At 33.5% G+C, this 6,358-nt stretch carries 7 protein-coding genes; 1 reads left to right on the top strand and 6 read right to left on the bottom strand.

All coding sequences use genetic code 11. From position 1 onward, the window contains the following. The 6 genes from SD70_RS32080 to SD70_RS32050 form a co-directional block, all read right to left on the bottom strand. Positions 1-1,417: Shedu immune nuclease family protein (locus SD70_RS32080; RefSeq protein ID WP_156158309.1), on the bottom strand; the 1,417-nt coding region annotated here is incomplete at its 3' end. 839 nt (positions 1,418-2,256) lie between these two features. After that, a complete protein-coding gene (locus SD70_RS32070) occupies positions 2,257-2,502 on the bottom strand; it encodes a hypothetical protein (RefSeq protein WP_041052704.1) in 246 nt (81 codons plus the stop codon). Between the two features lie 285 nt (positions 2,503-2,787). Next, on the bottom strand, positions 2,788-3,549 hold the full coding sequence (locus SD70_RS32065) for a hypothetical protein (RefSeq protein WP_156158308.1): 762 nt from the start codon (positions 3,547-3,549) through the stop codon (positions 2,788-2,790). A gap of 88 nt (positions 3,550-3,637) precedes the next feature. Continuing rightward, a complete protein-coding gene (locus SD70_RS32060) occupies positions 3,638-4,069 on the bottom strand; it encodes a hypothetical protein (RefSeq protein ID WP_041052699.1) in 432 nt (143 codons plus the stop codon). 649 nt (positions 4,070-4,718) lie between these two features. Further along, positions 4,719-5,231 (bottom strand): DUF6042 family protein, encoded by a 513-nt coding sequence (locus SD70_RS32055; RefSeq protein WP_041052696.1) that lies wholly within the window; start codon positions 5,229-5,231, stop codon positions 4,719-4,721. After that, a complete protein-coding gene (locus SD70_RS32050; RefSeq protein WP_041052694.1) occupies positions 5,212-5,628 on the bottom strand; it encodes a hypothetical protein in 417 nt (138 codons plus the stop codon). Before SD70_RS32050 ends, SD70_RS32055 begins: the two co-directional genes overlap by 20 nt. A 128-nt stretch (positions 5,629-5,756) precedes the next feature. On the opposite strand from SD70_RS32050, the gene SD70_RS32045 reads away from it, so the two are divergent. Next, complete coding sequence (locus tag SD70_RS32045; RefSeq protein ID WP_041052691.1) at positions 5,757-6,113, top strand: helix-turn-helix domain-containing protein; 357 nt, start codon at positions 5,757-5,759, stop codon at positions 6,111-6,113. Positions 6,114-6,358 lie beyond the last annotated feature (245 nt).

Below are 6,358 nucleotides of genomic sequence, written 5' to 3'. Positions count from 1 at the left end.
TCTTTTCCTTTCCCTGGATTGATGTTCTGGTCATTATATCGGTCAGGATTCGGACAACCATTACCGTCAGTTTTTGGACATTACGTATTAGCGGAAACACATTAGTAGTTACTTTTCTCAAATTTTGTAAACTGTTAAACATTTCGTCGAATAATATTATCTCAATATTTTTTAACGATGCACGTAATATTTTAAAATCTTCTCGTTTTTTTGAATCATTTAGTTCCATATTAGTACCAATTACTAATACACCCCTCGGCTTTATGATACTTACCTCTTGCCCCCTATCCATTTTGATCGAATGCTGTATACTTGTTCTATTCTCTGTCGCCCAAAAAATATATTTTTCTAATTGTCCAATGGCTTCCGCCATCTCATTACTCCAATAGTAATTATCATGACTATTATCGTATCTTATTAAAGACGTGTCAGGTCTCTTAATTTCGTATATATCAACGAACCCATATATATCATAAACAAGGAAATCGGGCTCTGCTTTTCTCCCCGACTTCAAATTGAATTTTGGCAAAAAATCAATATATCTAGAATCGAAAATGAATATATTTTTTTCAAAAAACTTCTGCCAACTTGATTCTTGAGTTTTTTTTGCCAGCTTTTCAGAAAAGTCATCTAGAATACTATCGAGACTTATCTGCTTTACCTTAAGAACATTTCTAAGAATAAAATCATGCTTCTCTGAATTCTTTCCAAGTAGTTTCTCGTAAAATTCTTGTACTTTTTCGATTTCAGCTTTGCTTAATTTATCAATTAATCCTTCGTCCAGTGAAGACAGGAACATCTTTTTCAATTCTGAATCTGTTTTTTGATCAGGCGAATATTTAGAAAATGCAGGGAAACGATTATGAAAAAATTCAGCAATTGAATTGATTGATAGACTAGTACCTTTTCTTTTTCCTATGATGCATAGTGTAAATAATTTTTCAAAATCATCATGATGAAGGTTAATGCTAAATTTCCCTTTGAGTTTTCGTATTGATGTCGATTTATTATTCGATATGGTTAATTTCTGAATGTGACTATTTCCTACACCCATATACTCTTTTAAGCCTTCTGTAAATGCAAATGAGCTTATGTACTCAGTAAAGCCTCCACCATTTTTATAAAAGTGAGTAGGGAATGTTTGAAACCCATCTAAAATAATTTCTGAAGTTATAAAATTAGAGGACATTTTATAATGTATCGTTCGAAGATCAGTATGGTAAGCGTAGACCTCACTTTTCTGAACCAGCTGGTTTTTGCTCATATGAATTTCTTCTAATTCTATTTCGAGATTAGAAACATAAGCCCCATCATCAACTTCTGTGACCAAAAATACGACGGTATTGGATTTGCGATTTGGGGTTATCTCTATATTTAAAAGTAAAATACTTACTCTCAGTTGGGTTATACGATTCAATTATCATTTTCAATTCCCCTTCTTTTATAAACTTCCCCCCATACTGGCATCAAATTCGACAGCATTTACCAAAATCCCTTCTTACAGCATGAGCTCGATTGTACCTGTTCATCAAGTACCCTCCAAACGTTTGATAAAGCGACTCACTCTCACGAAAAGTGCCAAATCATATTCCATTTTTAAAGAGCAATTTTTGCTGAGCCACAGAAAAAGTGTACTAATTCACAAACCAAAAAAATAATGAAAGTCGCAAGAAAAAAAACCGTACCATCAAGGCACGGGTCAGCGACATGTATGTTCAAACTCGACGACATTTTATGTTCAAATCAGCGACAAAACAAGTTACAACTCACAAAAAAAGCCACCCTCACGGGTGGCCCCTTTCCTTAACTGCATTTATTAATTAGTGTACAGGACGTGTATATACATACGATTTTTCAATTAAAATAAATAGCTTTCGCCAATTCATTCAATTTTATACACATGTATATAAATCCTAATCTATTATACTATTTATCTGCTCCTTTATTTTAGTTATTCGATTTAAAGCCAACTCACTAAGTGTTGCAGCCCATATATATCCTGACTCGTTTGGACTGTTTTCTTTAAATTGTTGAGTCCTTTTATGCATAGACATTATAACATTTTCAAAAGAGTCCAATTCATTAATTAATTCATTTGGTATGTTATTGGTTTTGCTGAACCCAGCTATCAGCCCATTTATATTAAATTCATTAAAATCTAATATATCGGAGTTCATAATTTCTTTAAGGTTATTGTCTTTCTTCCCCTTTAAAGAATCAATTTCCTCAACTAATTTTTGATTAATTTTATTCTCTTCATCTATTTTTTTTATTTAACTTCTGTATTTCCATTTCAAGTAATCTTATTTGGTTACTCCCATTTCTATATTCGATGAATTTCTTTACTTCTTTTTCTTCAAACCAAACTCCTTTTTTTCGGGAGTCAATTTTAGCTTTTATAAGTCCGTTTCTTTTCCACCTTAGAACAATCTGTTTATCATTTGCAGATGTAATACCAGAATCCTTTAGAAGTTGAAATACTTCATCTGAAGAAAGTAACATAATTTGTACTCCTCAAAAAGCTTTATTATCATTACACTTATCTTTACTATTAGAATATCCAATAGATTCTTATTTATCAATATTATTTTGTATTTATCTTTACTATTATTCTTACTATGCTGAAAACATATGGCGGTTATTCATTGATCCGCTGTTCATGGGATATTGTTGAGGTATTTCGATATGGGGTAAGTCGGATTTTGAGGATATTTTCGCCGTTAAAAGCAAAGAGGAATGCACTTCGGCATTCCTCTTTGCTTTTAACTCAATGTTATCTCTTCGATATTATTTGTTTTCATCCTTATTCACTTCACACTCTTGAATATATTTTTCAAAAACTTCAGTGGTCTTACGTATGAGTTTATCAAACAATTCATTCTCTATAGCTTTCGTAGTCAACCACAACTCACCATATTCTTTGACAAATGCCTGAAATAATACGTTATCGTTTTCAGTTTCATCAATCCCTAAAATCTCTGACATAATCTTTTTATTTCCTATGACATTAAATATCTTATAATATAATTCACTTATCCGTTCTGAGGCTAATTTAGATACAAGATTTTCCGTGTATAGCTTACTTGGAACTACTGAACTGACCTTCCCCAGTTGATGCTTCCTGCTGTTTTTTGTAATTACACGTTCTGATTTATCCTCTTCAATTTCAATCTTTATAATATGCGTAGACTCTAATTGATCTCCTTGAATAGTTGATGAATAAAATTTAATATTGTTTTTCATTAAGATGTTTTCAAGTTGTTTTAATTGAAAACCTAGCACATCGTACATCTTATCTTTTTCGTCACTCTTTTTGCGTTTATTTATTTTATCCGAAACTGGTAAAATGAATCTATCGAAACTGGATAGATCCTTTATTAGATCAACATGAAAGCTCGCAATGAATTTAAACACTTTTTCCGCTTCGAATTGGTGTGATTCATTCAAGATGACAGTTTCAAATTTCTCAGCAAGTGTCGGATCGAAAATATCGGTATTACGAAGCACAAATTCCATTTTACTTAGATCGAATGATTTTAAACGAGTCACGCTCCACATCAGTCCTTTATTCTATTACGTTATGATGTTCCAAAATTGAATTCGTGGTAAATGCAACTGATTATCTTTAGAATATCATCTAAACTTGTTTAGATCTGCAGGCGCTCAATAAAGAGAAGACGTCAATTATTACACTAATTCCTTCACCTTGGTACTTGTTTCCTTGTTTTATCATTCTGGCTATTACTACCGCATGCTTAATACCTTTTATTTTTCCTTTCAAAAAACCATTCTCTGGTTCTTCATTTAGTTCTATTTCTAATTCTGCCATGTACTTTTCAAAATAGCTGATTAAATAATCGGTTTCTGAGGTGCTTTGGGCTAGATTGTCTATGAACAGCACACTATTGGAAATAGCTGCCTTTTGAAGGATCGAATCTTTAGTTTTTAAGAACCCATGAATAGATTCAAGATAGTTTCTTAGAATATCTTCATCCGGCAGCTTTTGCATATGTTTGTCTAACAAATCGATCAGGAAATCAACTTTTTCTGTGTCATTTAATAAAGTCAAACTTTATCCCCCATTCTTTTGATTTATATGATTCTATCAATAGTGAACACTCTTTAGAAGGTTATCCTAGCTCTCAGCCTAATAATTTACCCGCCGCGGCGTTGAATTTCCTAATCATCTTACAGTCGAAGGTTCGATTGTACCCATGAAAATCTGAAATCACAATTGTTCTAATAATTTTCACTTCCCTGCAGATTATTCTAGCTGATAAATCTGCGCAATTATACCTTTCTAAAATGAAAACTCATACGTTCTTCTCTTATTCAAGAGGTAGGCTCTAGTTTACTGAGTTTACCGGGTCTACCGAGGTAGTTCAAGTTATTCACCGCGTCTACTCAAGTCAACTGGAAAATAACTGATAAATACAAAACAGAGTCCCGTAATTTGCGGAACCCTGTTGGTCTTATTTATTGCTAATCTTATTCAATCAAACTCACCATTTCCTTGTTGCTATAAATGCTTTTCGAGAGTAGAACCAGCTCGATAAATCATATAAATTAAAATACTCATCAATCCACTTTCAAGCGCCAGATAATATTCTCTATTAAGTATTTGACCTGCTCCAAATCCTAAGAATATGTTACTGAGTATTTTCAAAATTATGCCTTCATTTCTATCTAACCACCTCATTAATGTCACCTACCAAATATTATGGTTCGATTAATACATCATCAATTTTACGAAGTGGACGAATAAGCATATCGAGACAAATCCTCCCTTGTTCCCCCACTTCTTCAACAGCTAAACCTAAAGTTACATATAGACTAACTGCTTCATTAATGCTTTTCGGATATTGATAACCATTAGCTTCTAGTCTGCGCTTGATTTCCTTTTCCCTCTCATACAGCATTTGTTTCTCATCCATGTCAAATTCAGTTGGAGTGATCCCGGCTTCTTCAAAATCAAGAAAAGTATTTGGTTTTATCTTATTCTCAAGATAAATAATAGTATCATCCCTAGAAAGACCAATCGCTATTGCATTACTAAAGTAAGGTACTAATGTAACATTAGGCATTGGCAACCATAACCCCCATCCGCTTTCATAAAACTGATTGGGTATCACGCATTGGCCTTCGGTTATAAGTCCTAATTGTTTAAGTCCTTTAACTGTAACTTTGCCATTAGTCAAAAAATTAATTGCCTCACTCTGAAAAGAAAACATGTTCAGCTCCCGTTTGAATAATATAAAGCAGAATATCCAGCGGCCTTTCGTTTGAAATCGTAAATTCAGAAATGACACCATTTGCATTTTGTGATGTATTATAACTTATCCCTACGGCCCAATATTCTTCTTCTGGAGATTTAGAAATTTCCGAAGTATCATTATGACTCCAGTGAATATGATCTTTCAAATCCGTGTACTCGTCTCTACTTATTCCAATTAACTTTAACCCCCCATCACAATATTTAATTTTCAAGATCTTTCGACATTCCTTTTGCTGAAGAAACAAGTACTGAGCGTTTCTAAGGAAAATAAGCTTATTAAATTGAAAAATAAACTGCTCAGACGATTGGTTAGAAAGAATCAACGACTCCACCGATCTGACTTTTGGAATCATTGTGCTCACCTCTGGTTATAATAACTACAATATATCACTTTTAAGTGATTTTTACAATTATATTCACTTATACTCATATATATTTTTTTTGAATAATCCTCTACCCTTGAGTAGGGAGGTAATCTTGGATGTCTGATTTAAAGAAAATAATTGGTGAAAAAATCCGAAGCATACGTACTAAAAAAGGTTTGACTTTACAACAATTGGGTCATCTTACAGGGCACCAAGCTTCATATCTTACTGAGGCTGAACTCGGTAAACGGAATCTCTCTTTGGATTCGCTAGAGAAGATCATGAATGCCCTAGAAATAAAGCCTGGAGAACTTTTTGATTTCCGAGAGCTTGATTTAAATTCTTCAGATTTTGAAACAAGGTCTGTTCTAGAAGTTCATTACCAATTTCTAAAAGAGAAGAAGACTACTGATGTTAAAATGATCCACCGGATCACAAAAGATATTTTCAATTCTATCGAAAAGACAGAATAATGTGCTTGTGATGGATTAGCATTTGGTTAAGTGTCACTGCTCACATAATTTAACTTGATAATAATGGAATAGCATTCGGAATTGTCTACCGAATGCCGAACCGTCTTATCCCCCCGTCGGTGAATCCATACGAAATAAAGGTGAATTAATCGGGTAGGAGGCTACCCATTAGTTGAGTAGCCGACCTCCCACACCACCGTACGTACCGTTCGGTATACGGCGGTTCCTTAGTTCACGCAGTTACT

The organism is Gordoniibacillus kamchatkensis (genome assembly GCF_000829455.1).
Taxonomy (GTDB): Bacteria; Bacillota; Bacilli; order Paenibacillales; family NBRC-103111; genus Gordoniibacillus; species Gordoniibacillus kamchatkensis.
Note: the sequence above shows the minus strand (reverse complement) of the source record. Positions and strands in the feature narration are given on the sequence as shown.

Excerpts from the sequence above, each read along its gene's own strand:
- SD70_RS32070 (WP_041052704.1), bottom strand. The coding sequence starts at position 2,502 with ATGTTACTTTCTTCAGATGAAGTATTTCAACTTCTAAAGGATTCTGGT.
- SD70_RS32055 (WP_041052696.1), bottom strand. The coding sequence starts at position 5,231 with ATGTTTTCTTTTCAGAGTGAGGCAATTAATTTTTTGACTAATGGCAAA.
- SD70_RS32050 (WP_041052694.1), bottom strand. The coding sequence starts at position 5,628 with ATGATTCCAAAAGTCAGATCGGTGGAGTCGTTGATTCTTTCTAACCAA.
- SD70_RS32045 (WP_041052691.1), top strand. The coding sequence starts at position 5,757 with ATGTCTGATTTAAAGAAAATAATTGGTGAAAAAATCCGAAGCATACGT.